24 protein-coding genes are annotated in these 26,347 nt (G+C 42.8%); 17 read left to right on the top strand and 7 right to left on the bottom strand.

Annotated features, from left to right (window positions below):
* Positions 1–11: 11 nt before the first annotated feature.
* The 7 genes from RYH73_RS19240 to RYH73_RS19210 all read left to right on the top strand — a co-directional run bounded on the left by RYH73_RS19240 (position 12) and on the right by RYH73_RS19210 (position 12,166).
* On the top strand, positions 12–1,481 hold the full coding sequence (locus tag RYH73_RS19240; RefSeq protein WP_335315101.1) for a RagB/SusD family nutrient uptake outer membrane protein: 1,470 nt from the start codon (positions 12–14) through the stop codon (positions 1,479–1,481).
* 39 nt (positions 1,482–1,520) lie between these two features.
* Positions 1,521–3,218, top strand: coding sequence for an amidohydrolase (locus tag RYH73_RS19235; protein ID WP_335315100.1), 1,698 nt, complete (start codon positions 1,521–1,523; stop codon positions 3,216–3,218).
* A 13-nt stretch (positions 3,219–3,231) separates the two neighbouring features.
* Entirely contained in the window at positions 3,232–4,398 is a 1,167-nt protein-coding gene (locus RYH73_RS19230) for an LLM class flavin-dependent oxidoreductase (RefSeq protein ID WP_335315099.1), read from the top strand.
* A 10-nt stretch (positions 4,399–4,408) separates the two neighbouring features.
* On the top strand, positions 4,409–5,818 hold the full coding sequence (locus RYH73_RS19225) for an APC family permease (protein WP_335315098.1): 1,410 nt from the start codon (positions 4,409–4,411) through the stop codon (positions 5,816–5,818).
* Positions 5,819–6,325: 507 nt separating this feature from the next.
* Positions 6,326–7,324, top strand: a complete 999-nt coding sequence (locus RYH73_RS19220) for a TlpA disulfide reductase family protein (protein ID WP_335315097.1) — start codon at positions 6,326–6,328, stop codon at positions 7,322–7,324.
* A 149-nt stretch (positions 7,325–7,473) separates the two neighbouring features.
* Positions 7,474–10,515: a SusC/RagA family TonB-linked outer membrane protein gene (locus tag RYH73_RS19215; RefSeq protein WP_335315096.1), complete on the top strand. Its 3,042-nt coding sequence runs from the start codon at positions 7,474–7,476 to the stop codon at positions 10,513–10,515.
* 112 nt (positions 10,516–10,627) lie between these two features.
* On the top strand, positions 10,628–12,166 hold the full coding sequence (locus RYH73_RS19210; RefSeq protein ID WP_335315095.1) for a hypothetical protein: 1,539 nt from the start codon (positions 10,628–10,630) through the stop codon (positions 12,164–12,166).
* Between the two features lie 350 nt (positions 12,167–12,516).
* On the opposite strand, the gene RYH73_RS19205 is transcribed toward RYH73_RS19210, so the two are convergent.
* Complete coding sequence (locus tag RYH73_RS19205) at positions 12,517–12,726, bottom strand: hypothetical protein (protein WP_335315094.1); 210 nt, start codon at positions 12,724–12,726, stop codon at positions 12,517–12,519.
* Positions 12,727–12,794: 68 nt separating this feature from the next.
* On the opposite strand from RYH73_RS19205, the gene RYH73_RS19200 reads away from it, so the two are divergent.
* Entirely contained in the window at positions 12,795–13,091 is a 297-nt protein-coding gene (locus tag RYH73_RS19200; protein WP_335315093.1) for a DUF2683 family protein, read from the top strand.
* Between the two features lie 425 nt (positions 13,092–13,516).
* Positions 13,517–13,927, top strand: a complete 411-nt coding sequence (locus tag RYH73_RS19195; protein WP_335315092.1) for a DUF6223 family protein — start codon at positions 13,517–13,519, stop codon at positions 13,925–13,927.
* Here the strand turns inward: RYH73_RS19195 and RYH73_RS19190 are convergent.
* The 3 genes from RYH73_RS19190 to RYH73_RS19180 all read right to left on the bottom strand — a co-directional run bounded on the left by RYH73_RS19190 (position 13,884) and on the right by RYH73_RS19180 (position 17,334).
* The gene (locus tag RYH73_RS19190; protein ID WP_335315091.1) at positions 13,884–14,747 is read right to left on the bottom strand and encodes an SAM-dependent methyltransferase; all 864 of its coding nucleotides are present in this window, start codon (positions 14,745–14,747) and stop codon (positions 13,884–13,886) included. The genes RYH73_RS19195 and RYH73_RS19190 overlap by 44 nt on opposite strands.
* Before the next feature lie 64 nt (positions 14,748–14,811).
* Positions 14,812–16,842, bottom strand: a complete 2,031-nt coding sequence (locus RYH73_RS19185; RefSeq protein WP_335315090.1) for a tetratricopeptide repeat-containing sensor histidine kinase — start codon at positions 16,840–16,842, stop codon at positions 14,812–14,814.
* Between the two features lie 192 nt (positions 16,843–17,034).
* The gene (locus RYH73_RS19180) at positions 17,035–17,334 is read right to left on the bottom strand and encodes a winged helix-turn-helix transcriptional regulator (protein WP_335315089.1); all 300 of its coding nucleotides are present in this window, start codon (positions 17,332–17,334) and stop codon (positions 17,035–17,037) included.
* A 144-nt stretch (positions 17,335–17,478) separates the two neighbouring features.
* Here RYH73_RS19180 and RYH73_RS19175 point away from each other — a divergent pair, with 144 nt between their 5' ends.
* Positions 17,479–18,078 carry an NAD(P)H-dependent oxidoreductase gene (locus tag RYH73_RS19175; RefSeq protein WP_335315088.1) on the top strand — a complete coding sequence of 200 codons (600 nt, stop codon included), beginning with the start codon at positions 17,479–17,481 and terminating at the stop codon, positions 18,076–18,078.
* A gap of 36 nt (positions 18,079–18,114) precedes the next feature.
* Here the strand turns inward: RYH73_RS19175 and RYH73_RS19170 are convergent, their stop codons facing one another.
* Complete coding sequence (locus RYH73_RS19170; RefSeq protein ID WP_335315087.1) at positions 18,115–18,240, bottom strand: hypothetical protein; 126 nt, start codon at positions 18,238–18,240, stop codon at positions 18,115–18,117.
* A gap of 274 nt (positions 18,241–18,514) precedes the next feature.
* Here RYH73_RS19170 and RYH73_RS19165 point away from each other — a divergent pair, with 274 nt between their 5' ends.
* Entirely contained in the window at positions 18,515–18,916 is a 402-nt protein-coding gene (locus tag RYH73_RS19165) for a response regulator (protein ID WP_335315086.1), read from the top strand.
* A gap of 22 nt (positions 18,917–18,938) precedes the next feature.
* Here RYH73_RS19165 and RYH73_RS19160 read toward each other — a convergent pair whose 3' ends face one another.
* Together RYH73_RS19160 and RYH73_RS19155 are read right to left on the bottom strand one after the other, a co-directional pair.
* Positions 18,939–20,231, bottom strand: coding sequence for a sensor histidine kinase (locus RYH73_RS19160; RefSeq protein WP_335315085.1), 1,293 nt, complete (start codon positions 20,229–20,231; stop codon positions 18,939–18,941).
* Positions 20,232–20,468: 237 nt separating this feature from the next.
* The gene (locus tag RYH73_RS19155; protein ID WP_335315084.1) at positions 20,469–20,912 is read right to left on the bottom strand and encodes an SRPBCC family protein; all 444 of its coding nucleotides are present in this window, start codon (positions 20,910–20,912) and stop codon (positions 20,469–20,471) included.
* 211 nt (positions 20,913–21,123) lie between these two features.
* Here RYH73_RS19155 and RYH73_RS19150 point away from each other — a divergent pair, with 211 nt between their 5' ends.
* From RYH73_RS19150 to RYH73_RS19125, 6 genes are all read left to right on the top strand, one after another.
* Positions 21,124–22,023, top strand: coding sequence for a sugar phosphate isomerase/epimerase family protein (locus RYH73_RS19150; RefSeq protein ID WP_335315083.1), 900 nt, complete (start codon positions 21,124–21,126; stop codon positions 22,021–22,023).
* A gap of 103 nt (positions 22,024–22,126) precedes the next feature.
* Positions 22,127–22,765 carry a carbonic anhydrase family protein gene (locus RYH73_RS19145; RefSeq protein WP_335315082.1) on the top strand — a complete coding sequence of 213 codons (639 nt, stop codon included), beginning with the start codon at positions 22,127–22,129 and terminating at the stop codon, positions 22,763–22,765.
* A 255-nt stretch (positions 22,766–23,020) separates the two neighbouring features.
* The gene (locus tag RYH73_RS19140) at positions 23,021–23,734 is read left to right on the top strand and encodes a ferritin-like domain-containing protein (RefSeq protein ID WP_335315081.1); all 714 of its coding nucleotides are present in this window, start codon (positions 23,021–23,023) and stop codon (positions 23,732–23,734) included.
* Between the two features lie 10 nt (positions 23,735–23,744).
* Positions 23,745–24,575 (top strand): ferritin-like domain-containing protein, encoded by an 831-nt coding sequence (locus RYH73_RS19135; protein WP_335315080.1) that lies wholly within the window; start codon positions 23,745–23,747, stop codon positions 24,573–24,575.
* A gap of 353 nt (positions 24,576–24,928) precedes the next feature.
* Entirely contained in the window at positions 24,929–25,468 is a 540-nt protein-coding gene (locus RYH73_RS19130; protein WP_335315079.1) for an RNA polymerase sigma factor, read from the top strand.
* Between the two features lies 1 nt (position 25,469).
* On the top strand, positions 25,470–26,303 hold the full coding sequence (locus tag RYH73_RS19125) for an anti-sigma factor (RefSeq protein ID WP_335315078.1): 834 nt from the start codon (positions 25,470–25,472) through the stop codon (positions 26,301–26,303).
* The last annotated feature ends 44 nt before the right edge of the window (positions 26,304–26,347 follow it).

Genomic DNA, 26,347 nt, shown 5'->3' with positions numbered 1-26,347 from the left:
AGCGGAAGATTATGATGACATTATTAATAATTAAAAATAGGCTTTTTCGCCCCTTCTTGTTTCTTTTTGGCCTCTTGTTCTTGCTGCTTGCTTGCCAGAAAAAATCCCTGGAACTCGCGCCGGTAACCAGTATCTCCGAAGTAGATGCCTATAGTACGCCTGAAAAAATGCTAGCGCAGGTGAATGGCCTGTACGGGCAACTCAGCAATGCCTCCTATTTTGGAGGACGGCACCTTGTATTTAATGAACAAAGAGGCGATGAATTTAGTCAGAACGATGGTAACAATTCAACTGGCGCCAATGTATGGAACCAAAGTATCTCTGCTTCGGGAGATTTTGTAAATGCTGTCTGGACGGCTGCTTATCGAACGATCAATTCGGCCAATATTCTTTTGGAACGCTTGGAAAGTCAGACTTTTCTAAGTGAGGAGTTAAAAATAGCGTATACCGCAGAAGCGAAGTTTGTTCGGGCTTTTACCTATTTCAGTTTGGTTCAGACCTATGCAAAGCCGTATAACCAAGATCCGCAAAGCCTGGCACTTCCTTTACGATTGAACGCTGAGGTATCGGGGGGCAATAATGATTTGGCATTTAGTACGGTACAGCAGGTGTATGATCAGATACTGCAGGATCTGGATGCGGCGGAAGAGGGCTTGCCAACCGGGTACTCTTCAGCTTTACTTAATATTTCGCGAGCCCACAAGGCTTCCGCTATTGCACTGAAAACCCGTGTATATCTTACCCTGTCGGATTGGGGTAAGCTCATCGCTGAGGCAGCCAAGCTGGTGCCGGATTTTTCTCCTTATCAATATAGTGCAAACAATATAGTGCACCAGTTGGAAGGGGACGTGACACAAGTCTTCGGAGGCTCCTACATAGGGTCGGAAGCTATTTTTTCGATCCCATTTGTAATTGCTTCGGAGGCGCCGGGCCAACAGGCTGCACTGGCCTACAATTACCTTTCGCCGGTTTTATATCTTAATGAAAAAGGAATTGCATCACATGAAGTATTTGCTGATCCTTCTTCCACAGATCGCCGTAAGCAGTTGTTGGTAACCAATGCCAACAATCAAAAGCTGCTTAATAAATTTCCCCATAACAGCGCTCCTTATCTGGATTATATCCCGTTGATTCGGTATGCTGAGGTGCTGCTTAATTATGCCGAGGCGCTCGCGCAGACGGGTGACCTGAGCAGAGCACGGGAATTGCTGTATGCAATCAGGCATCGATCTGATCCCGGGTATAATTTTAATAGCGGTGTTGTAGGCTCGCAGGAGCTTGTCGAAACAATTTACACGGAAAAGCGGATCGAATTCCTTGGTGAGGGCTTCAGAAGTTGGGAATTATTTCGAAAAGGATTGCCATTGCCGGCCAAACAGGGTAATGCCGGTACCGCTCCCGAAATTTCTCCAGACGCCGTTAACTATGTATGGCCGATACCCAGCAGTGAGTTGGCATACAATAAGCTGGCACCCCGATAATGGGAAAGAAAAATGCATTAGAACTCTAAATAAACTGATATGAAAATAAAAAAATCGATAGCGGCGGCAGCGATCTCCTTTTTTCCGTTAGCGGCTCCGTTAGCGGCTCAAACGCTCTACGTTAACGGGCGAATTATCACAGTGGATGCCTCGAATCAAGTTGCGGAGGCGCTGGCTGTACAGGATGGTAAGATCTTAGCGGTTGGAACAACAGAAGAAATACTAAAACAAAAGAGAACGGGTAGCGAAGTGGTTGATCTGCAGCAAAAGACGGTTGTCCCGGGATTTATTGACGGACATAGTCATTTCATGGGCCTTTTCCGTGGGCAAGCCGTAAACTTGGGATCACCTCCAATGGGCAGTGTAAGAAATATCGCCGATCTGGTCAGTGCCATTCAACAATTTCAACGCGATAAGGGGCTAAAAGAAGGCGAGTGGATTCAGGGGTTTGGCTATGATCAGGATCAGTTGGAGGAAAAACGGCACCCAACCAAAGAAGATCTCGATCGTGTTTTTCCCAATACACCGGTCTATATAACCAATATTAATGGGCATATGGGGGTTGCAAACTCAGCGGCACTAAAAATTTCCGGTATCACATCGGAAACAGCCGATCCGGCGGGTGGCGCAATTGAGCGAAAAAAAGGAAGCCAAGAACCAACGGGGCTGCTTCAGGAAAGCGCCAAAGGACTACTTAAAATTCCTGCTAAACCGAAGGCTTCATTGGAACAGCAATTGGCAGAGTTGCGTGAGCAACAACTGTATTACGCCAGCCGCGGAATCACCACGGCCCAAGATGGCTACACCAGCCTACCTTCATTAACCTTACTGAAGGCGGCGGCCGATCGCGGAGCGTTGATCATAGACATCGAGGCATTACCGGGTGCCCATATTTTAGACCAGGTAATTGACAATCCAGCCTATAAATTTGGCGAATTAAAGAATCATCTCAAACTGGCCGGAACAAAGCAGATTGCTGACGGTTCGCCACAAGGGAAAACCGCTTATTTTAGTAAGCCTTATCTGACTGACGTACCGGGCTGTACGCATGATGAATGTAATGGATTCCCCAATATTACACAGGAGCAGTTTGATGCTTTTATCCTAAAAACCTTCCAGCATAATATTCGCCCCTTTGTGCACTGCAATGGGGATGCCACTATCGATATGTACTTGACTGCTATTAGGAATGCGAATGATAAGTTAGGTAAATCCAGTAATGCGATCCGACCGGTAACCATCCATTCGCAGTTCGTACGGCCCGACCAATTGGATAGTTACAAGGACCTGGGCATTATACCCGCATTTTTCAGTAACCATGCATTTTTTTGGGGAGATGTTCACACCCGAAACTTAGGTGCTGAGCGAGCGAACTTTCTTAGTCCGCTTAAAACAGCCGGAAAGAAAGGGATTATAGCGACCAATCATACCGATTATCCGGTGACGCCGATCGACCAGCTATTTCTACTTTGGACCTCCGTGAACCGTGAAACGAGATCGGGGCAAATAGTGGGACCTGAAGAGCGTTTGACACCCATCGAGGGACTTCGTGCCATTACGATCAATGGTGCATATCAATATCAGGAAGAAAGTATCAAAGGATCGATCGAACCCGGTAAGCTGGCTGATCTGGTTATTCTGTCTGCTGATATCAGTGAGATCGATCCAAAAAAGATTAAGGACGTGGAGATTTTGGAGACAATAAAAGAAGGAAAATCCATTTATAAAAAACGCTAAATAGTGTTTGAACATGACAGAAAAACAACATATTCACCCGATAATTCGTACGGAAGAACGTGTGGCGGAAATAGGCTGGTTTGATGATATCATTGGAGGCGATACCGCTTATTTAGGGGTATTGGATGGTGATCGTCGTAGTAACTTCGTGCACTGTAAGGAAATAGCGCTGCAGGCGGAGGCGCTCGGATTCAGTAATATTCTATTACCAACTGCCTATACTGTGGGACAAGAGGCCATCTCTTTCGCAGCAAGTATAGCCCCACTTACAAAAAAAATCAAACTGCTGGCTGCCATACGTACAGGCGAAATCCATCCACCGACATTGGCGCGCATGCTAGCAAACATTGATCATTTATTAAAAGGGCGGTTTGCGATTAATATTATTAACTCAGATCTTCCTGGATTACGGGAGGATCCGGCACTACGCTACAAACGCTGTGCTGAAAACATTGAGATTTTGAAGCAAGCCTGGACGCAGGATCGAATTACATTCAAAGGTGATTTATATAACCTTGATCTCCCTGCAGATCCTGCAAAACCTTATCAACAAAACGGTGGGCCCTTGCTCTACTTCGGCGGTACGTCGGATGGATCGCGTGACATTTGTGCACGCCATTGCGATGTCTTCTTAACTTGGCCGGAAAGGGAAGAAAGCCTTGCAGCCACCGTTCGGGAGATGAGCGATCGAGCAGCTAGCTACGGCAGAAAAATCGATTTTGGTCTGCGTATTCATGTTATTGTTAGGGAGACAGCGGCAGAAGCGCGCGCTTATGCTAAAAGACTGGTTTCTAAACTAGATGATAAACGGGCACATGAAATCCGAAGCCGGGGTGAGGATTCACGATCGCTGGGGGTATTAAAACAGGATCAACTGAGGGAGGAAGCCGACGAAGATGGTTACGTTGAAGATATTTTGTGGACTACGATCGGTAAAGTGTTTTCAGGCTGTGGATGTGGTTTGGTTGGAAGCGCGGATCAGATTCTGGATAAGCTGAACCGATACATTGATATGGGATTTAGGGCCTTCATTTTCTCAGGTTTTCCATTGCAGGAAGAGGCAGCCTATTTCTCCAGATTGGTTCTGCCGCATCTTCCCACGGTGTCACTTTCTGAAAAACAGGGAAGGATACCGGCGGAAACTCCCGTAACACCCTATACCAATGCACCTTTAGTATAACATCTATCGCATGAAAGAAGAACCTAAGTCAACTCACTTGAAGAAGGAAATCCGGTTGATCGATGCGATATCGATCGTGGTGGGTAGTATGGTCGGATCCGGTATTTTCATTGTAGGAGCCGACATTTTCCGCAACACGGGTTCGGCAGGCTGGTTCATTGCCGTGTGGCTCATTGGTGGTATTATGACACTTGTTGCAGCGTTGAGCTATGGAGAATTGAGCGCCATGTATCCTAAGGCAGGAGGGCAGTATGTCTATCTAAAGGAAGCTTTCAATCCACTTATAGCTTTTGTTTACGGTTGGAGTCTGTTTGCCGTCATTCAGACCGGAACTATCGCCGCTGTAGGTGTATCTTTCTTTAAATTTCTCGCTTATTTTATTCCGCAGTTCAGCGAAGATCTTATTCTTCTACAGATCGGTGACCTCCGGGTTTCTTCTGCACAATTAGCTGCTATTATATTGATTATGCTGCTGACTTATATCAATACCAAGGGAATCAAAGGTGGAAAAATACTGCAGACCGTTTTTACTGCAACGAAAGTATTGAGTATCGGTGGATTGATAATTTTCGGCTTTATTCATTTAGATAAGCAGGTATGGAACCAAAATTGGTCGGAAGTTTGGACGCTGAAAAAAATTACAGCGAGTGGCGAAATTCAATGGTATCCCGATATTCCCGCATTGGGTGGAGCGCTTGCAGCCGGTTTGGTCGGCGCCATTATGAGTTATGAGGCATGGAACAATGTAACGTTCGTTGCCGGTGAAATCCGTAATCCTAAAAAAAATATCGGGTTAAGCTTGATTATCGGTGTTCTCCTTGTCACTTCTATCTATGTACTCTTAAATCTGATGTTTCTTGCGGTGCTTCCATTAAACGACATTGCAGGGGCCGAGAAAGATCGCGTAGGAATCGTTGCCGCGGAAGCCATATTTGGTAGTATTGGAACGGGTGTTATCGCGTTCCTTATTATGGTATCTACTTTCGGTTGTAACAATGGCCTTATTATCTCGGGAGCAAGGGTGTATTATAGTATGGCGCAGGACGGTTTATTTTTCAAAAAATCTGCCAACTTGAACAAGCATGCTGTTCCCGCTTATGCACTATGGCTCCAGAGTGTCATGGCATCTATTCTTTGCCTTAGCGGAAAGTACGGAGATCTGTTAGATATGATTACGTTTATTGCTGTGTTTTTCTACGTACTAACAATCGCAGGGATTTACGCATTGCGCATCAAAAAGCCGGATGTTCATAGACCGTATAGAGCTTTGGGATATCCTGTGCTCCCCGCAGTGTACATCTTGACCGGACTTGCATTTTGTATTCTTCTGATGATTTACAAGCCAAATTTTACATGGCCCGGTTTAATCATAGCGTCACTGGGAGTTCCGTTGTTTTATATAAGTAAAAGCAAACCATAATCCCGGCGAAATCATGTTTAGTGCGCCCTCCCAAAGATAATACGTTAAATAAAAAAAGTCTACTTGTTTAGTAGATTTTTTTAAAAATATTTTATATTTGCTCATCTTTCATCAATTAGCGCTAGTGACAAGATCAGAAATTTGATTAATTAATAAATGAAGACACGATGAATATTCCCATCAACCAAACTTCCGTGGAGTGTATAGGTAATAAATTTATACACTTATTTCAGCGAATGTGTAGCTGAAAATCTTTGCTTTTTTGTTCGATACCATTCCTCTATGTTCGAGGATAATCGAATAACCTATTATCAAACGCGCTTCCATAAAGTAAAAAGTACTACAGGTTGCTACAGTATCGGTAGGTGTTTAAAATATATACATCACAATGTGTTTTGAACTACTTGATATACATTTCAGTCCGGAGTTATTCTCGGTTGAATTTTATATGCTTAATGTTTTCGGATATATAAAAATGAATTGGTTTAAATTTAATAGAATATAATAATGAATAGAAAAATAATATGGATCGCTGTTTTAACAGTGGGTGTCTGCCTACAGGGTTTGGCGCAGACCGCAAAGCCCCTTCAAATTTCAGGAACGATCAAAGGAGCGGAAATCAGCAAGGTCTACCTGGAACAGTATGACAATAAAGTTTTTCGAACGATCGATTCGGCCTTTGTCAATAATGGTGCCTTTAAGTTTACTACGGCTGTTCCATTACCCGAACTTTACGGCATTCGTCCGGCGGGGTATGAATATCCATTGCAGGTTTTTCTGGAAAGTGAACCTATCGAAATCAAGGTTGATGCCAGTGAGGGACGGATCCATTATGAGGTAAAGGGTTCGCAGGCGCAAGAGCGATTTGAGCGCTTTCGTAAGCGGCAACGGAACCTCACGGCAAAGGAATTTATAGAAGAGGATCCCGGCTCGATCGTATCGGCCTATGTGCTGTTTCGCAATTATTCTTATGATCTGTCACCCGCGGAAATAAAGGCGCATCTGAATCTTTTATCCCCTTCGTTGAACAAGACACAGTACGTACGTATTTTGATGGAGCTGGCAGCGAAACAGGAAGCTGTACTGCCCGGAAATAAGGCAATTGATTTTGTATCAACAGACCCTAACGGAGATAAGATCAGGTTTTCGGATCATCTTGGAAAAGGTTATGTACTGTTGGATTTTTGGGCTGCCTGGTGCCCACCCTGCAGAAAAGAAAATCCCAATATTGTAGCACTTTACCGGAAGTATCGAGATAAAGGATTCTCGGTTTTCGGTGTTTCGTTGGATAAGAAAAAAGAGAATTGGCTGAAAGCAATAGAAGATGATCAACTCGAATGGGCCCAGGCTTCTGATCTGGCTTTCTGGGATACAGAGGCGGCGGCACTTTATGGTGTACGTTTTATTCCCAGCAATTTATTGATTGACCCAAGCGGCGTTATCGTTGCGCGTAATATCAAGGGTGACGAGCTGGAAGCAACCTTGAAAGCAATTTACGAAAAGTGAGTCGTTTTATCAACTCACTTTTAGGCCGGCTTTCCGTCTATAAGTAGAAAGCAAGGGGAAAGCGGTACTTTCCCCCTTGCTCAGTAAACATGCAAGTAATCAATTGGCGTTGGCACTTGTAAATATTCACTGTTAACTAATTTGAAATTATGAAAAATTTTGGAATACGAAAGTGTTCTGTCTACCTATTGCTCTTTTCTTGGGTAGGATCAAGCTTTGCTCAGGTAAAACCTCAACCGATCGTTAATGCATCACTGGTCGGACAGGTAATCGATGCGGTTACCAAAGAACCCATTGAAGGTGTCACCATACAATTGGCAGCTGTGACGCATAGCGTCAAGACGGATCAAAATGGCGATTTTCAATTCATAACAGGCCAAAAGCTGCCTTTTACACTAATCCTATCCCATTTAAGTTACGAGCCTAAGACGCTTGTTGCCACAACCAGTCCGATAACCATTGAATTGGAGCCGTTGGACAAGCTGTTGGATGAAGTGGTGGTGACGGGTGTTTCGCAAGGTGTGAGCCGAAAAAAGTTGTCTTTTGCATTGACAAAAGTGGATAGCGGGTTAATTAACACCGTACCGGCATTAGATGCCTCCACCTCGTTGCGTGGTAAAGTTGCTGGTTTGCGTGTTGATCAATCCGGAGGAAATGCCGGTGCTTCTGTGTATTTAAGGGGGGCCAAATCGGTCGGGGGTAACGTCGCACCGCTGATTGTTGTTGATGGATTCGTCACCGGTTTAAGTCTGGCCGATCTGAATCCGAATGATATTGAATCGATTGAGGTTGTGAAAGGGGCTGCAGCTTCTGCCCTGTATGGAACAAGAGGAGAAGGAGGGATCATTCAGGTGCTGACCAAAAATGGCCGGGATAAAAGCAGGCTTACTATCAGGGTAGATAATGAAGTAGGGTTCTCCGATATGTTGCTATTGCCTCCAACAACGAACAAACATCATTTCAAGGTCAACCCGGATGGTTCGTTTTTGTTAGTGGACGGCGCTCGTGTTATTGACTATCAGGATAATGGATATTCGGTAAATTTACATCCTTATAAAGATTTTTACGATAACACTGAAAATTTGCTGGGCAAAACGACTTACTACACCAATTCTGCATCGCTGGCAACAAGTGGCGAGAAATATAATCTGTATGTGTCGGCACAAAATCAACATCGAGGGGGTGTATCTCCAGTTGTAGGCGCCGATAAAAGGCAGAACCTGTTGCTAAATGTTGGTTATCGCCCTTCTTCGAAAATCAGCACAGAGTTGACGGCTCAATATGGCTATTTCGATACGCCTTCAGAGGCCGTGTCTACCCGTTCAGCGGGCTTGCTTTATTCTACGCTGCTGGTGGAGCCGCACATCAACCTCTCGGAGAAGGATAGTGAGGGAAAATATGTGTATCTTCCAAAGGGTAGCGAACTATCAGGACAGCAGTGGACAAATCCTTTCTATCGGCTTAGTAATCAGGAGTATAATTATATCACCGAAAATTTGTTGCTGGGGGCTAAGCTGAAATACGCCATTAACGAATATTTCAGTGCTGAGGGCGCTGTGTCTTTACAAACAAAACAGTATAACACGGAAGAGTATTATCCAATAGGATACCAAACGATTACACCGGATGTGGAGTTGAATAATGGAAACTACGCCTTGTCTACCTTACGAGGTCGGACGCAAAATGGGCAAGTGCAACTCAACTATAATAGAAGCATTGGGCGGATAGATTGGGGGCTAACGGCCAAATATGTATATGAGGCTTCGTCCGAAACGGGATTTAATGGGTCGGGACGTAACTTAACGGCACCTGTGAAAAATCTAGGTGTTACGGAACCTAGCACACGTGTCCTTTCTTCTTCTTGGGAGAAAACCGTAAATCATGGTTATTTCCTCAATGCTAAATTCGGATGGGCAGATAAATTTTTTGTGGATGCACTTGGTCGTCTTGATCAAAGTTCACGATTCGGTAGGGATGTGGGGACCGCTTTTTTCCCGCGTATTTCTGCTGCGTACAGACTGACCGAGGATTTATCCTTGCGTCCGTTGACCGAGTTGAAATTACGAATAGCCTATGGTAAAGCGGGAAGTCTACCGCCTTTTGGCGCGAAAGATAGTCGGGTGACTATTTCAAATGCCGGAGGCGTGTCGTATACACAGAATGATAATACCGATCTGAAACGCGCCATTACCGAAGAGACGGAGATCGGATTTGATGGTGTTTTATGGAACAGGTTGAATGTACAGTTCAATTATGCTTTTTCGAACAGTATGAATGATTTTATTTCCGTTCCTGCTTTCGCTCCGATCTCCGGATCGGCTAATATTTATGATAATTTGGGCGCTGTTAAATCCAATTCTATAGAACTTGAATTGAATGGAAAAGTGGTGGATAGGCCGAAATTCAGCTGGACTCCGGGATTGACATTCAGCCGGGTAAGGAGCAAGATAACTTCCCTGGGCGATGTGCCCGAGTTTACACAGAATGGATACAGAAAATCTGTAGGGGCAAGCACGACCGCCATTTATGGCTATAGTATCCATTCAGACCTTGGTCAATTGGAAACGAATAGTGAAGGTTTTGTAACCAACGCAGGTGACGGATCAAAAAGAATAAGTGATTATATGGTTAACGAGTTTGGAGTCGTAGTAGAAAAGGCTGCTTATGGAACGGCCAATGAATCACCCGTGTTTTATGTGAACGCGGCTACAGGCAATGCAAAGATTATAGGAGAAGCGAATCCCGACTTTCTTGTCGGATTCAGTAATGTGTTTACGTATGGGCCATTTTCTTTGTACGCTGTTCTGGATTGGCAACAGGGTGGAGAGAAGTTTAATGAAACGGCACAATATTTAACTTATGTATATCGGTCACGATTCTCGGAACTGTCAGCACAAGCGGGTAAGCCTTTGAATTTCACAACGCAGGTATTCAATGCTTCACAAGTAACCGACTATTGGATTGAAAGTACAACTTATGTGGCATTGAGAGAACTATCGCTGTCGTATAAAATCCCAACGAAACAACTGGGACTCTCCAAAATTCTGCAAAATGCAAGTTTCTCACTGGTAGGGCGCAACTTATTTATTTGGACAAATTATGAAGGGGTAAATGTGGATGGTATTGGTCAAGATGGATTTAATTACCCTTCATATCGGGTTGTTTCCGGAAAATTAACCTTGAACTTTTAAAGATCTGAAGATGAAACCTGCATAAATTGCTGTAAAGAAAAGAACCATCGGTTATTTATGCCGGCCTGCAGTAGGCAGGCAAGCTTCATTGCCATTAAAAATAATTATTCTAATGAAAAAGATATTCTACTATGTGAGCCTTTTTTTGACGTTGACCGCTTGTGAGTCGATCGACTTTGATGATCCGTCGACATTGACGAATGAAGAAGCTGTTCAAAAAATAAAAAGTCTGGGTTATGTACTGACCACAAGCAGCGTGCAAACCGTATTCGAGACATCGACCAGTAATGCAGGGGGATCCCATTTCAGTATATGGGCCGATCAATCTACCAACACGAACGGGAGCCAATCTTGGTGGGATTTTGCTAATGAACCCAGGTTAAGACTGAATAATAACGCCGCATATCGTGGAAATGCCGCTGTTCGGGATATTTATTCCAACTTCTACCAGGCCAATTTAGATGCAACGAAGGTTGTCGATTTGATAGAAAACCAACAGATTACCATTTACGATGATGCGGGAGCAGATCGAACGGCGGATTGCCTGATCGGTGCATATTATGCTAAAGGGGTTGCACAGGGATACCTCGGAGTGATTTTTGATCGGGGGCTAATAGTCGATGAAGTGTCGCTCAATGTGAGGGAATTTTCACACTCGTACAAAGATTTGATTGCGAATGGGATAGGACATCTCGATAAAACCTTGCAACTAATAGCGCAGACGCCGAATCTGAAGTTCGATTTTCTTACGGGTGTTACTATCTCTCGAGAAGACCTTACCTTATTGGTCAATTCGATGGCCGCCCGCATACTATCGTCGGTTGCCAGAGATCAGGCAGAGGCAGAATCTTTAGGTGCCGAGCATTGGAATAGCGTATTAAATTACGCTGATAGCGGTTTTTTGAAAGATTTTACGATCACAACCACCGTTGGCGGGTACTACAATGCGTTGGTAGATGTGTTGGAACGACCTTACGGCACGGCCTCTTATGTACCTGTGGATATAAAGGTTCCTTATCTGGCTGATAAAAACCAGCGTACACCTAATTATTATCCGGTTGATAACAGCATTATTCTGCCACCAATTGAAAGTGATGACAAACGATTTTATCAATATTTTACTTATACCACCAATTTTGGTATCCTTTTAGAAGCGCGGGGCCGGGGTTTATTCAGCAACTATATGCGATCGCGCTGGATGTACCCTAGATTGTCTACGCTTAACGTGGCCGGAGCGGTAAATCCCTATTTTCTTGCTGAGGAAGTGCGCTTGCTGCGTTCGGAGGCCAAATTCTGGCTGAAGGATTATGACGGTGCTGCCGGAGAGCTCAATGCCGTTGATGCGGCAAGAAAAGCCAAAGGATTTCTATCCGATGTAAGTACGTCGCCTGATCAGCTAAGGGCGGCTTTGCATTATGAATATGCCATTGAGATCGATGGGGCAGGGGGTACGTTTGTGCCATTTACCTTTATGCGTAGACATGATCTACTCCAAGGAGGTACACCCACTCAATTTCCGGTTCCGCAGGTTCAATTGGAATTGGTTGGCTTGGAAACATATACCTTTGGGGGCAAGGATTACATGGGAGAAACAGGTATATATGGAGAGCGGGCTACTGCTGCCGATAAGGGGTGGAAGTCATCTCAATAATCGCTTAAAAGGCGCTGAAACGAGCTTCCCGAACTGTTTCTGTTCGGGAAGCTCGTCATTCCTTGAAACCAAAAGGCAAAAACCAAGTATAAGATAATGTTTCATAATATGTTGGTTTTAGTTTATAATTGTAAGTTATGCTAAAGGTGAATTTTTAATATTTTATAAACGCAGTGGCTTGATGTACAAAAAAAATACACAAAAAGCAAGGTTGGTGTATGAAAAAACAGGAAATGAAATACTGAAGAATTCTCAACACGGTTTTGTAAAAGCCGATAGCAAGCGCGTTAATATTTTTTTAAATGATGGCTGTTGAATATAATACTGATTCAGATAAGCTATGTAGATTATTACAAAGAACGCAGGTAGTTTAAAGTTTCTTCCAACGACATGGGTTGAGTTTTACCGGAGCGGTACTCTTTTAATGACTTTTTCGCATTATTGGCCATTGACTCACGTCTAGATTCGATTTGTCTTTTTTGCAAAATCTCTAATATCATCTCTCTCGAAGTGTAATCAAGCTTCATGATATCTTCTAATGTCGAATTCAGTGTAGCCATTTTGGATAAGTATTTTTACAAAGATAGTAAATAATAGCAATTGTTTGATTTACAAATACAGTAGCCCTATGGAAAAGAATCTAGCTACTATTTCTTTTTACGATTTTTTCAGAAAAGTAAAGGGGGAGGTATTTAAAATAATTTATTTAAATTTGTGTATGGAAGCACTGTTAATTCATCCCGAAAATAAAGAACAGTTAAGGGCGGTAAAAGCGTTCTTGAAAGCCATGAAGGTTCCTTTTCAACAGCAAGGTGTTAATTTACCAACACATGTTCAGGAGAGTATAGAAAAAGGACTTGATCAGCTCGATAAAGGAGAGACTATTTCGTTTGATGTTTTTAAAAGTAAACATTTTATTAAATAGAAAAGGTTCTGAATAGCATATCCAATTCTCCCTTAAGTTTTCCAATAGTTGACAAGCGTACTGAGGTTCGGAAATGTGTCTTACATAAGCAGTGTTCTATGTTTTACAAAGTCTATAAAGAAGAAATAGTTATTATCTGTTTCTGGGATAATAGACAATCTCCAATCTGGTAATCCGAGTAAATTTCTGAAAAGTCGTTTTCTATAGTTAAGAAGAGAAAATTTTAAAAAATGTGATATGAACGGTCAGGTCATACCTCCTTCTCCAACACTTGCCGATTACATTCGGTTCTTCTGGTTTGCAGAGGGCAGTGCTACGCAGGGTACACATGATCGGGGTACCGTGGGATAAGGAAAAGTAAAAATGTCGTTTTTTTACAATCTAAAAATTTATAAGGATTATACCTTGGTCCCAATTAAATGACCATGAAAACAGTTACTTCATACCTTCTAATGATTGGGTGGATCGTTGGGTTTTCATTTTTAGCAATAACAGCGGTATATTCACAAGAAGGTACAATCGACAATCAATCGGAGATGACCACGGTGAAGGACGAAACCGGTGAACATTATTCTGCCGTACAGGGAATTACCACAGGGCGGGCACGAGCGCTCGTGGGAGCGGTGATGTCTCTCCTCAGTCTGGGCGCGGGATGGCGGGCAAAAAATATCGCTACTAACAATAAGGGTAAAGGCCGAACAGCAGCTATTGTTGCATTGATACTTGGCGTGATGGGTATTGTTTTAAGTATCATACATCTGAGCATTACTGTCGGTGCCGTGTTAGCTTGTACTAACTCCCTTTCACCTTTGCAGAAACAATGTGAAAGCCGTTGAGTACGATTCTTCCGCTATTTTTTCCGGTAAAATAAATGCGTGAGAGTGCTTCTGCCGAGCTATCTACTATTTTGATGAAACCACGTTCATCCATAAAATTTTCAATGTGCTTGCTGTCAATGCCAAACAGAAAGTTCTCCTGCGTGAGTTTCGCTGAGCGATGCATCATCTTAATTTCGGGACGCGAAGTGTCTTGCAAGGCCTTTTTATCAAAGTAATCAAAAACGACGGCGCTGCCGGAGGCAGCATTCCGGGAAATAAAGGCGAGGGTCTGATCGACTGATTCTTCATTCAGGTAAACGGTTACTCCCTGCCAGATGAACAGCGTTTCGGTCTCCGGGTCGTAACCTTTTTTAAATAAGGCGTCGGCAAGCGATTGGCTGTTAAAATCGATCGGTACGTAAGTAACAGGTTTGCGGACGATATTTGTTAGGCGTGCTAGTCTTTTCAGTTTGACCTTTTGGGTATCAGGATGGTCCACATCGAAGACCCGTTTGCCTGCCATTTCAGGCATGCGATAAGCGCGGGTATCAAAGCCTGCACCGAGGATTACTACTTGACCCGTTTTCCCTTGCAAGGTTTTTTTTATGAAATCATCGATATACCGCTCACGGACCACCAGAAGCTCAATCAGGCCTTGTGCATACTTCCCATATAATCCTGACTTGATAACCCATTTACTCAGGTAATAGGAGAGGGTTGGAACCATCATACGGGCGAAGGGATCATAGCAAATGCGAATATCCGCGGGTTTGGCACTTTCAATGGCCCGAATAATGGCAACTCCTTCGGCTGTTTTGCTGGATTGATTCTTTTTCATTTTCTCAGCTTTAATCTTTGCGAAAACTGTTTTTCAACATTGCTGGAATCATCATCACTTACGCCTATTTATTCGCTTCGTGTATACCAGCTAAATTTTCCTGTTCTTGCATCTCAATGTGTACCGAGGTTCCCTGGCCCGGAGAACTGATCAATTCCAATTTTCCTTTAAAGTAGGCAACCCGGTTTTTAATGTTTGTTAGGCCCATTCCCTCTTTTCCGTTCGCCATGGTTTGGTTGAAACCAATACCGTTGTCTTCTACCGTAATGACGAAGTGGTGGGCAAGCTGGCTGCATTGAACGAGCACCTGTTTTGCATGCCCGTGCCGTATGGCATTGGTTAACAACTCCTGAACGATACGATATATTGCAGTTTGAAGTTGTAACGTGTTGTCTTCCTGCAATCCATAGGGCTGAAAACGGACCTGTGTTTCCTTATTGGTGAAAAATAAACAGAGATCATTTAAAGCTGCCTCAAAGCCGAGCTTTAATAATACTTCGGGCATCAAATTACGGGCAATGCGTCTTAATTCTCCTATGGAGCGATCCAGCTGTTTAACAACATGCCCAAAAGCATCTTCTTCCGGAATTAAAGTCATGTTGGTAGCCCATGCGGAAAGATTGATTTTTACACTTGCCAGCGTTCCTCCCAAGCCGTCATGTAGTTCACGTGCAATACGGGTGCGCTCTCGCTCTTCACCTTCCAAGACGGCTTTGGTAATGCCTATTTCACGCTGCTGCTCTAAGGCGATTAATTTCTCTTGCTGTTTTAATGCTTCTTGGGCTGCTAAACGTTGCTTTGATTGATAGTATATGCGTGATATTGTGGTCAATAAGATGAACACCAAACAGGCTAAGCCCAATATCCAGATAAAAAGTTTGCTATTCTTTGCCTGTAATGCGGCCTCGGCTTGTTGTGCTTTTAACGCATTGATCTCTAACTTAGATTCTGCTGTTCTGAATTTGGTTTCCAGGTGAAAGATTCTTTCTTTAAGCTTTGCGCTGTTCAGGCTGTCATTGACGCTCGTGAACCTTTGGTTCCAGTAATAGGCCTGTTTAAAATCACCTAACTTGGCAAATTGCTCAGCGAGCTGTTGATAATAATACATCCTGGTTGTAGCAAAGGGCGTGGTAGGATGTTGGCTCATGGTCAATAACAGATTTTTTGCCTCGGTATGCTTTCCCTGTTTGGCAAGTATTTCGGCCTGAATTTCCTGAAAACGTTCCGTTTCGTAAGGAGAGGCTGCGATACGTTTGGCCAATGCAATTCCATTCTTGACATACTGCAATGCGGCATTATATTGCTTGGTTTTGCATAAGTAGTTTGCCTCATTGAGCAGGTATTCCATATAGTACTCTGAATGATGGAAATGCTGCAGCAGCTCTTTTACGCGTTCTTGATATACGTTGGCTTCCGTTAATTTGTTACGCGCTAGAAAGTTGTGTACGGCGGAAGAAAATATATAGGCTTTTTGTGGTTTATTCAACGGGATGGTATCTAACATGGATAAGGCTTGCTTGAAGTGAGGGGCTGCTTGTTCAAATTCCTGTTCATTATCAAAAATAACACCTATGGTGGCGTACAAATCAGGTAATTGCTCATAACGCCCCGCATTTCGCGTATATACAACGACCTTATCGAGCAAGGTATTGACCATCCCTTCGGTATCATCCTTTAGCTGCAGTAAAACACAATAGTTATACCAAATGGCGGCTAACAGCGCATAAGCACTTTGGTAATGCAGGTTATTGGCTACAATGATTGAATCTGCTGTCAGGTAGGCTTCTTCACTTCTTAAAGCTTGCGTTTTGAAATATAGTTGGCCAATATAGTAATGGTAAAGCGCGCGCGCGTAAGGAGAATTCCCGGCCAACACTTTCCCTTTTGCCAGATAGGGTTTCGCTTTAGCGGTATCCTGCTTAGCCCAATATTCACTCAGTAAGTAGGCGGCCCGTGCTTTTAAACTATCGGAAGGGTCGGTTTTCAGGGCATGTTCCAGGCTATCGGCGTGGCGCTTCCTGTCAAGGGGAATATATTGGGCCTTTACGAATGGGAAGCAAAGAAAAAATAGCAACCAAAAGCATATATGTTTCATACCGGAAATTTAAGAAAGGGTTTATAAATTAAATACCGTTAACACCTATTCCTATAGGATAATGATACGAATATTTTCTCGATTTTTTGGAATAAACGATCGAGTCGAAGGTCGTTTTTCTTAGCTGCAAGAATGAATAAATGGGTGTTTGAATTGGCGTTCAGCTAGTCTTTGTTCAGATTTAGACCTTCTTTATTGAACGATACGGATTCGTTTATTGTTTTCCGCCGTTTCTTTTCCCCACTGCGCAATCGTGGTGAGTAGCGGAATGAGTGTCTTCCCGAATTCGGTTAACTCGTACTCGACTTTTAGAGGAGGTTTACGGGTATGGACCGTACGCACGATCAAACCATCATCTTCCAGCTCCTTCAATTGAAGACTGATGGTTCGTTCTGTTACCATTGGAAGTTCTTTCCTTAATTCATTATAGCGTTTTTTTTCTATTAAATGGATCAGGATGACGGCTTTCCATTTTCCGCCTATATATCTCATTGTCAGGCTTGTGCTGCAAGGATATTGTTTGTCATCTATACAATACATCTGTTACTATCTATTTTGACCGTTATTGCAAATATAGTATACTATATTTATGTTTGCAACAATAAAAAGTATAGTATAAAACTTAAACAGATAAAAATGAATTTTTTAGCATTAGCAGCGAGCAGGTACACGGTAAAGAAGTATAATCTGAACGGGAAAATTTCAGACGAGACAATCAAACAACTGAAAGATATCTTGCGATTAAGCCCCTCATCGATTAACAGTCAACCGTGGAAGTTTACGTTTATTTCCGATGAAGACGTGAAACGTAAATTGGCCAGTGTATCTTATTTCAATGAGCAGAAAATCAACGAAGCGAGCCATTTAGTTGTATTCAGTGCGATAGATGACATCGAAAAGTTTGAAGAACAGATTAACAGAACCTTACCCCAAGGCAATATAGATTATTACAATAATTTTCTGAAACCCTTACCTGAATCGGAAATTAAATCCTGGCTGCAACATCAGGTTTACCTGTCCCTTGGATTTTTCCTTTCGGCCTGCGCAAGCTTAGCTATTGACAGTACGCCGATGGAAGGCATTCAAAATGCGGAATATGCCAACATACTTCAACTGAATGGTTACAAAGTGCTGTTTGCTGTCGCTATCGGTTATCGAAATCCCGAAGATACCAACCAACCGTCTATGAACCCAAAATCACGCTTACAATTGGAAGAAATCATTTTTTCCATTTAAAGATAAAAGGGACTTCAAAAACAAGCGGCAAGCTATTCATTCCAACAGATCCAATAGATCTTCCAGGACAGACCGGTAAACGGCCACCTTCACAGCATTGGATTCATGGTCTACAAGACGTTGGTATTTTCTGATCAGCAATAATATTTTGATGTTGGTCATGGGTAAATGTTCGTGTTTACGAATGTAGTAAATAAATCAAGTAATAAGAAATTGATGTCAAAATAAGTAATAAATTTAAAACATATGTAATTTTTCAATAAACGGAACAACCAGCGATTCTACAGGCTATTGGCGGGCAAAATGGCAAGAATGAGCAAGACATGATGTTAATATGTGGGAAACTTTGTGAAATTTTCATTTTGCTTTTAGTTTACTTTATATGGAGTTATGAAAATATGTGTATTTGAGCATAACTGAAAGCTATTACATAAGCATGAAAGCTAACGTCAACGATCCTATTTATATAGCCATTGCCGATGATGACAAATTTCAGCGGTTTCTATTACACACGCTCATTCGAAAGGATAGGAGATTGAAGCTTTTGTTCGACGCATGCGATGGACAGGACTTCATGGCGAAATTGAAATTATGTACCAGGCTACCGAATGTTTGTATCATTGATCTGAAAATGCCCCGTATGGATGGGGTAGAAACCTGTGCCTGTATAAAGCGATACAATGAAAGAATTAAGATCATTGGCTACACGTCCAGTGATGATCTTCAGGCGATATCCCGTATGAAAAACAAGGGTGCTGAGGAGGTGGTGACCAAGGGGAACGTTCATGATTTGCTGGAGTGTGTGTTGATCAGTTACCTCGACCGGGCTTTTCTATAAAAGCTAATAGCCTTAATCAAGGTTAAGCCAATGGAAACCGGATTGAAAAGGTAACGCCACCCAATGGATTGTTAACGCAGCTGATAGCGCCTCCCAAAGCTTCCGTATATTGTTTGCACATAATGAGTCCTAGGCCGTTGTTGATATGATCACTGTCTAAAGGGCTGCTCAGCGCCTTGGATAACTTCTTGGCAATCCATTGCGAATCGCCGGAGCCGCTATCGGCTACTGAAATCAGGGCCGTTTTGCCTTCCCTACGCGTTTCCAATTGAATTTCTCCACCCTCTTTGGTGAATTTGATGGCGTTATCAATTAGGTTTCGAAAGATCAACTGTGTGATGGCCTCATTACCTATAATGGGCAACGAAGCTGTGGCGTTTATACGTAATTTTATTTGCTTAAGCTGAGCAATGTGCGTATAGAGTTCTAAACTAAGTTGTAGGCTTTTGGTCAGATCAACAGTGGCTAATTGCACTTGTTCTACATGGTAATAGTCTTTCGACCAATTCAATACATTGTTTAGTAATTGCTGTGTTCGGTGCGTTAGATCCAACAGGTTTTGCTCTACTGTTTCTTTTTCTTCAATGGTTAAGCTCTCATAAAAAAGACGATCAAGATAGGCTTGTATACCTGAAATCGGCGCGCGAAGATCATGCGAAAGAATCGATATTAACCGGATTTTTTCATCATTGAGCAAGCCGAGTAGTTTGGATTGTTTTTCGACCGTTTTCCGTTCAACCGTGTAATGATAAACAAAAGTAATGACACCGGCTGCGATCAAAAGTGATACGATGAGATACGTGATCAGGTTATCCAAAAAGTATATGGAACGACTATCGTACGTGCTTTTTATGCTCTCAGGAAAATTAAATTCCGTTGCCAGTAAAAGAATGATTAAGATATTGTTAAAAATAGTCCAAAAGACATATTGATTTTTAGGAGATAGCATCATCGTGGCCAGGTATACACCCAGTAAAAGAAATAGCGTTGGGCCGGCCATACCGGCATTATAGAAATAATTGATTGCCAGAAATAGATCAAGACAAATAACCATGATCACAAAGCTCTGTAGGTAGCGGTTCTTGACAGTTGACCAATAATAAGCGGCAGCAAAAAGTATGGCACTTGCCAAGGAGATCAATGCCGAGTAATAGAGGCCGGATAGGCTGTTAAATAGCAAGGTGCCTACTACCAGTACAAAACCGATGGAAGTGAAAGCATTAAACAGACGATGTTGTAACGAAAATTGCGTTGGATTACCAATGATCTTAGAAAAAAGATGTTGCAAGTTCGGTGCACTGAAAGCGTGTATCATAGGTAGATCGTATTGCAAAGGCTATCAATACAAATCTAGGTAACTTTACACGGATATACAATGCCTGCAAGGGCAATATCTCATTGATCTTTGTTGCATATTTAGCGAAACGTTTAGTTGTTAAGTAGGGAAATAGTGCAGTGGTTAAACGGAGTGGTCTGATAAAAAAACCGGTTTCCAATGAAACCGGTTTTTTTATCAGACCTAAGACCGTTGTCGATAAGGGTGAATGGAAATTTATTGTTCTGCTAGTGTCCGAACGGTTTCCAGACCCACCTTAAAGCCATTGTTCATCATCTCTGCCCACTCTTCGTCTACCTGTACGGAGGCCTTTAGTGTGGTAATACCGTTGTTTTCAGAAAGGTGGTACGCTTCTAAGGATCCGGCCCAGCTTTTTACGCGTTCACTGCTTGTATCTTCCTTGCCATCCATCACCTCTCCCAAGTGTTCGAATACGATGTCATAGGGCTCGTTTTTCGTTTTAATTGTACTCACCATGCCATTACCTTTGTCATCGAGAAAAAATGTTTTCCCACCCACTTGCCAATCGCTTTGCATCGTGGAACTGCCTTCTGGATTAAAGGCGCTGGTCCATTGTGAATAGGTGTCTTTGTTCCAAAGCACATCCCAAACTTTTTGGGTCGATGCCTTAATCTCTTTCGTGAATTCCAATGTTTTCATATTGATTTTTATTTAGTGTCTCTTTGATCATAACAAAACTATCGAAAAATTGAAGGCGATATAAGTTGTGTAAGCGTCAAATTAGGAGGCGAATTGCGACTTCGCTCGTATCGATATTAACAAAGCGTACCTTATACTGTTTTCAATATTTTTACTAGGGGAGAAGATCCTCTTTAGGGGATTTGCCGGAAAATCCCGATATTGTGAGGCCATGATCACAAGAAGACAATTCATTTCGCGTAGTTGTATGGCTACTTCGGCGCTTATGCTTAATGGGCAGGTTTTTGCCAATCGGGCAAAACCTGCCTATAAAATGGGCCTCCAGCTTTTCACCATTCGCGATGCGATGGCCAAAGATCCCTTTACGACGATCGAAAAGGTAGCTGCTTTGGGTTATGAAGATACGGAGACCTATGGTTTTGACCCGAAAGCCGTATCCTATTACGGCCTAAAAGCAAAAGAATTTGTTGGTCTGCTGAACGACCATGGATTGACGTCCACCAGTGGCCATTACGATTTTCCGCGCTATTTTAATGCATCGGATTCGGAACTCATGGCTTATGTGGATCAATGTATTATCGGAGCGGATATACTGAAGCAGCCTTATATTACCTGGCCCTGGTTGGATCCAAATGATCGAACGATTGAGAAGTTTAAACAACTGGCCCCGAAACTCAATAGAATAGGCGAAAGGATTAAGAAAGCAGGTTTAGGCTTTGCTTATCACAACCATAACTTTGAGTTTATCGACCATCAAGGAGAAAATGGTTATCAGATTATTATGCACGAAACAGACCCTGCGTTGGTGAAGTTGCAAATTGATCTTTATTGGGTAATGCGTGCTTCGAAACTAAGTCCGGGCGAATTGTTTCGGATGCAACCCGGGCGTTTTGTGATGTGGCACATCAAAGACATGGATAAGCTTACCCAAGATTATACAGAGCTGGGCAATGGTTCAATCGATTATACCAAAATTTTACCCGACATGGAATTGGCGGGTATGGAATATTATTACCTGGAACAGGGCGGGAATTTCCGACACAACTCCATGCAAAGTATTGCCGAAAGCGCGGCATTTTTTAAAAAAAATTTGGCCCGATATTTTCATTAACAGCCTTGGTTATCCTTGCTGAGAATATGATTTTTATCCTTTACAGGGAATGCTGTGCTTTAATTTTTTAACTTTTTTATAGATTGTAATATACTATTTCAAAATGAGAACGCTAACAAAAGAAGATCAACAGTCGATAACGCCACAAATGGCCCTGAATTTATTGAGTGAAGGAAACAAACGGTTTGTTAATAACCTAAAAATCAATCGAAATCTTTTACAACAGGCAAATGAGACATCAGATGGTCAGCACCCCTTTGCGGTTATTTTAAGTTGCATCGACAGTCGTACATCTGCCGAACTGATTTTTGACCAAGGTTTAGGCGATATTTTCAGTGTTCGGATTGCCGGTAACGTTGTCAACGAGGATATTTTAGGAAGCATGGAATTTGGATGTAAAGTGGCGGGGGCAAAGATAATTGTTGTGCTGGGGCATACGAGATGCGGCGCGATCAAGGGAGCATGCGATCACGTGGAAATGGGAAACCTGACGGCTTTACTTTCCAAAATCAGGCCGGCTGTTGACGACGAACAGACGATAAAAGAAAACCGCAATGCAACCAACAGCGAATTTGTTGAAAAGGTAGCTGCTATAAATGTTAATCGGTCGGTTAAATCCATCATGGAGCGTAGCCCAATTCTCAAAGAAATGATAGAAGCTGGCCAGATTGGAATCGTGGGGGGCATCCATGATATAACAACCGGGATCGTTGCCTTTTACCCGGATACATTAAACCGTTGATAAAATAGACTTCCCTGACCGTCTTTTGCTCGCAACTTACGATTGGTTCGACGTAGTTGCCTGAACTTTTGTAATACAAGGTGTGCGTCCGAATGAAGCACATCCTTGTTCTTCTCCTCTGAAAACCTTCTGATCCCAACCGGTGATTGCCATTCAAGCAATCACCCGGCAAAAAAAAATGTCCTTCCGTAAATCCAAGTACGAATGCTTGTCGTATGTCTATCTAAACAATTGGAAATACTAAATCAATTATTTATGAATGATCATTATTTAAAGGAAAAAGAAGGTCTGTACAGTACAGAAAACTTACAAACATCGTTAAAGCGGCGTTCCTTTTTGAAATATGCAGGCGCAAGTATGGCAATTGGTGCAATTGCGATGGCAGGTTGTAATAAAGATGACGACAATTCTCCGGGAATGGATGAGGGCGTGTATCTGGGGAAAGGAGATATCGCCATTCTGAATTATGCTTATGCACTGGAACAATTAGAAGCTGCATTTTATACCAAGGTTGCAGAAGCACCCTACAGTGGAATTTCCGACTTAGAAAAAAGCTTATTAACGGATATTCGCGATCATGAAGTAGCACACCGTGAATTCTTCAAAGCTGCCTTGCAAGCAAATGCCATTTCCGATCTGGAAGTAGATTTTTCTTCCGTCAACTTCGGAAGCAGAGAGCAAGTGCTGGCTACCGCTAAGGTGTTTGAAGATCTAGGCGTTTCGGCTTACAATGGTGCAGGGCAGTTGATTGAGAAAGGGGAATATCTTTTACTCGCTGGTAAAATCGTTTCAGTGGAGGCCAGACATGCTGCCTTGATTCGCGATTTGATTCAAAATGGAAGCTTTGCAGGAAGTGATGTAGTCGACATGAACGGACTCGAAAAATCATTGAGCCCAACGAAAGTGTTAACGGCTGCTGCACCATTTATCAAAACGAAGATCAACGCACGCGATTTACCCACCTATTAATTCAATCATTATGAATCTTTTTGAAATAATTAAAAATATCGAAAACGTGGATGCGGATATCCATGACAGACTGAATCCGCGCAGGGCGGCTGTTAAGGGATTAAGTACATTTGGGGCGAAAGTAGCACTCGCCAGTTTACCCCTAGCAATCGGCAGCATGTTTAAAAAAGCATATGGACAGACGATTCCCCAGAAAATAATCGATGTACTAAATTTTGCATTAACGCTGGAATACCTGGAAGCCGAATTTTACACAAAGGGTTTAGCCGCAGGCGGATTAATTCCGAATGCGACGGCTGTTGGGGCAATAACCGTTATTAAAGAACATGAAGATCAGCACGTGGCCTTTCTTAAAACTGCATTGGGGTCGGCCGCGGTTGGGAAGCCAACATTTGACTTTACGGCCGGCGGTACTTTTTCGGATGTGTTTTCAAATTATGACACCTTTTTAGCCGTCGCTAACGCTTTTGAAGATACGGGGGTAAGGGCTTATAAAGGTCAAGCAGGTGATTTAATGGAAAACGATGACATCCTACGTTATGCCTTGAATATACATTCTGTAGAGGCCCGCCATGCATCACATATCAGGCAGATGCGTAGAGCAAGGGGCGGGGGAGCAAGCAATTTAAAACCTTGGATAACCGGTGCAAATGACACAGGGGTAAGCCAAGTGGATCCGGTTTATGCCGGTGAGGACAATAAAGTACAGGCGGGGGCAGACATTACTTCATTGAATGGTGTGAATGGGAAAATTAGTGTCAATGCGGCTACGGAGGCCTTTGACGAAGCACTTTCAAAAGAAGCGGTTTTACAGATTGCTAGTCTTTTTATTGTAAGTTGATCAACCTTTAACTTCATAAATAACGTGAGAGAGATGTTTGTGTAGATGCAGAGGTGCCTTGTGGCACCTCTCATTCAAATGAATAAATGTTCTTTCTGAACGATTTTTCATAGCCTGTACTATTTCAAATGTATTTGTAAATGTTTTCCAGATCACCTATCCGGCTACATTCCTTATGTTCTCATAACCATCGTAGAGAATACACCGAAAAAATCATTTCTTCACTAAATTCAATAAATTTGCTACGGCATTCATGATTATTTGAAGATTTTTTAACGAAAAACAATTGCTGATGGAACTTGTTGTAAAGATGGAAAAATAAACTATATTTACGGTTATTACCTAATTGATCATTGTCGACGAAATCCATCTATACAGAAGAAGAGTTGATTGTCCTCTTAAAACGTAAGGATCAGCAGGCTTATAGTTACCTGTATGATCATTATGCAGCGGCCTTTTTTGGTATTATCCAACGGATAATCGGAGAGGGGGTAGAGGCTACTGATGTGCTGCAGGAGGGATTCGTTAAAATATGGCGGAATATCGATCAATACGATGTTAGCAAAGGCAGGTTATTTACCTGGATGCTTAATATCATGCGTCATGCGGCAATTGATTATCTCCGATCAGGAATTAGAAAGAAAGCGCAAAGCACCGATAGTTTGGAGCCCGGTACGCATGTGGCAGGAAATGAGACGCAAGTTCGCGTAGATCACCTGGGGCTGCGCAATGTATTGGGGCAATTGAAAGAGGAACATAAAGTGATTATCGAGCTATCTTATTTTAAAGGATATACGCAAGAGGAAATCGCAGAAGAATTAGCAATTCCATTGGGTACCGTGAAGACACGTGCCCGATTAGCGCTTGCGCAATTAAGACAAATTTTAAGTTAAATTGGATACGAAGGCTTACATATCGTCCGGAATTATAGAAATGTACGTGCTAGGTATAGCCAGCGAGGTGGAAGCGCGCGAGCTGGAGAATCTTTGCACCCAATATCCGGAAATAAAGCAAGCTTTGTTGGAAGCGCAGGAAAGCATGGAGCAGTTTGCTCAGACCAATGCTTCTGCGCCCCCGGCTGATAGCAAAGACCGTATATTGCTGGCCTTGGAAAAGGAGGGTTTGATTAATGGGCGAATTAATGAGCCGCAGGCCGCCGAGGGATCGGATACGAAGGTCGTAAATATGAAGGCTCCTGCTCAACGTAAAACCTCCGGTGCTGTTTTCGTTGCTGCAGCAGCTATTGTATTGCTGATACTAGGAGCTATTTATCATCTTTATACAGTTAATAAACTTAAGAATGAACTCTTATTAATGGCTACCCAACAGCGATCATTAAATGCTGAACTTACACAGTATCGTGGACAGACAGACACGCTTCGTCAACGTATAGCCATCGTGGCGAAACCTGGTATGCGAAAATTGGATTTACAAGGGGTGCCGGGCCATGAGGAACGTGCTGCGGCTCTTTATTGGGATGCCGGTACAAAAGAAGTGTTCCTATTGCCGAACAGACTTGCGGTACTGCCGAAAGGGAAGCAATATCAGTTATGGGCTATTGTCGATGGAAAACCGGTGAGTGCCGGGGTTTTCAACCAAGATCGTCTAGATGCTGTACAGCAAATGAAAACAATCCAGCGGGCAGAGATGTTCGCCATCACAGTTGAGAAAGAAGGAGGAGTAGATGCACCTACCTTAGACCAGATGGTGGTTGCAGGCAAAATTTAATAAAAAGGCAGGTCACTTCAGCTGTAACCTGCCTTTCATCGGAA

The sequence above is a fragment of the Olivibacter sp. CPCC 100613 genome (assembly GCF_036959255.1).
Taxonomy (GTDB): Bacteria; Bacteroidota; Bacteroidia; order Sphingobacteriales; family Sphingobacteriaceae; genus Olivibacter.
This window is presented reverse-complemented; position numbering and strand designations above follow the sequence as displayed.

Coding starts and splice junctions, on each gene's coding strand:
- RYH73_RS19240 (WP_335315101.1), top strand. CDS start 12: ATGATGACATTATTAATAATTAAAAATAGGCTTTTTCGCCCCTTCTTG.
- RYH73_RS19235 (WP_335315100.1), top strand. CDS start 1,521: ATGAAAATAAAAAAATCGATAGCGGCGGCAGCGATCTCCTTTTTTCCG.
- RYH73_RS19230 (WP_335315099.1), top strand. CDS start 3,232: ATGACAGAAAAACAACATATTCACCCGATAATTCGTACGGAAGAACGT.
- RYH73_RS19225 (WP_335315098.1), top strand. CDS start 4,409: ATGAAAGAAGAACCTAAGTCAACTCACTTGAAGAAGGAAATCCGGTTG.
- RYH73_RS19220 (WP_335315097.1), top strand. CDS start 6,326: ATGAATAGAAAAATAATATGGATCGCTGTTTTAACAGTGGGTGTCTGC.
- RYH73_RS19215 (WP_335315096.1), top strand. CDS start 7,474: ATGAAAAATTTTGGAATACGAAAGTGTTCTGTCTACCTATTGCTCTTT.
- RYH73_RS19210 (WP_335315095.1), top strand. CDS start 10,628: ATGAAAAAGATATTCTACTATGTGAGCCTTTTTTTGACGTTGACCGCT.
- RYH73_RS19205 (WP_335315094.1), bottom strand. CDS start 12,726: ATGGCTACACTGAATTCGACATTAGAAGATATCATGAAGCTTGATTAC.
- RYH73_RS19200 (WP_335315093.1), top strand. CDS start 12,795: ATGGAAAAGAATCTAGCTACTATTTCTTTTTACGATTTTTTCAGAAAA.
- RYH73_RS19195 (WP_335315092.1), top strand. CDS start 13,517: ATGAAAACAGTTACTTCATACCTTCTAATGATTGGGTGGATCGTTGGG.
- RYH73_RS19190 (WP_335315091.1), bottom strand. CDS start 14,747: ATGAAAAAGAATCAATCCAGCAAAACAGCCGAAGGAGTTGCCATTATT.
- RYH73_RS19185 (WP_335315090.1), bottom strand. CDS start 16,842: ATGAAACATATATGCTTTTGGTTGCTATTTTTTCTTTGCTTCCCATTC.
- RYH73_RS19180 (WP_335315089.1), bottom strand. CDS start 17,334: ATGAGATATATAGGCGGAAAATGGAAAGCCGTCATCCTGATCCATTTA.
- RYH73_RS19175 (WP_335315088.1), top strand. CDS start 17,479: ATGAATTTTTTAGCATTAGCAGCGAGCAGGTACACGGTAAAGAAGTAT.
- RYH73_RS19170 (WP_335315087.1), bottom strand. CDS start 18,240: ATGACCAACATCAAAATATTATTGCTGATCAGAAAATACCAACGTCTT.
- RYH73_RS19165 (WP_335315086.1), top strand. CDS start 18,515: ATGAAAGCTAACGTCAACGATCCTATTTATATAGCCATTGCCGATGAT.
- RYH73_RS19160 (WP_335315085.1), bottom strand. CDS start 20,231: ATGATACACGCTTTCAGTGCACCGAACTTGCAACATCTTTTTTCTAAG.
- RYH73_RS19155 (WP_335315084.1), bottom strand. CDS start 20,912: ATGAAAACATTGGAATTCACGAAAGAGATTAAGGCATCGACCCAAAAA.
- RYH73_RS19150 (WP_335315083.1), top strand. CDS start 21,124: ATGATCACAAGAAGACAATTCATTTCGCGTAGTTGTATGGCTACTTCG.
- RYH73_RS19145 (WP_335315082.1), top strand. CDS start 22,127: ATGAGAACGCTAACAAAAGAAGATCAACAGTCGATAACGCCACAAATG.
- RYH73_RS19140 (WP_335315081.1), top strand. CDS start 23,021: ATGAATGATCATTATTTAAAGGAAAAAGAAGGTCTGTACAGTACAGAA.
- RYH73_RS19135 (WP_335315080.1), top strand. CDS start 23,745: ATGAATCTTTTTGAAATAATTAAAAATATCGAAAACGTGGATGCGGAT.